At 49.1% G+C, this 505-nt stretch carries 1 protein-coding gene; it reads left to right on the top strand.

What is annotated here, in order from left to right; all coding sequences use genetic code 11:
- The coding region (locus R8O10_RS27770; RefSeq protein WP_318192300.1) for a collagenase at nucleotides 1-505 on the top strand (505 nt) is incomplete at both ends.

The following is a 505-nucleotide window of genomic DNA, read 5'->3' as shown; positions in this document are numbered from 1 at the left end:
AAACAAGGTTACAAGGCCGCGATCGATCTGATCCCAAGTGGCAAACTGAGCCTTTCAACCGTGTTTGACACCACATACTCGCACGATAGCAACCGCATTTACCGTTGGGGTTACCTGGCAGTTCGCTTCATGCTAGAAAACCACCCTCAAGATGTAGAGAGCTTATTGGCGTTGTCTCGTTCAGGTCAGTTTGCACAATGGGCGCAGCAGGTTACTGTGCTTGGTCAACAATATGATGCGGAATTTGATCGTTGGTTAGATACGTTAGAAGTGGTAGTTGAACCGGAGCAACCAGGAACGGATCCAGAAGAGCCAAGCGAACCAACCGATCCTGAAGTGCAAGTGACGGAGCTGGCGGCGAACCAAAGTCTTCAACTGAGTGGCGAAGCATACAGCGAAAAACTGTTCTACGTTGACGTGCCTGCTAACACCGTTCGCTTTAATGTCTCTATTGAAGGAGCGGGTGATGCAGATCTTTACATGAGCTACAACAAAGTGGCGCATT

The sequence above is a fragment of the Vibrio sp. 1727 genome (assembly GCF_033344415.1).
GTDB classification, from domain to species: Bacteria; Pseudomonadota; Gammaproteobacteria; order Enterobacterales; family Vibrionaceae; genus Vibrio; species Vibrio alginolyticus.
The sequence above is the reverse complement of the archived record's forward strand: the minus strand, read 5'-3'. Positions and strand labels throughout refer to the sequence as shown.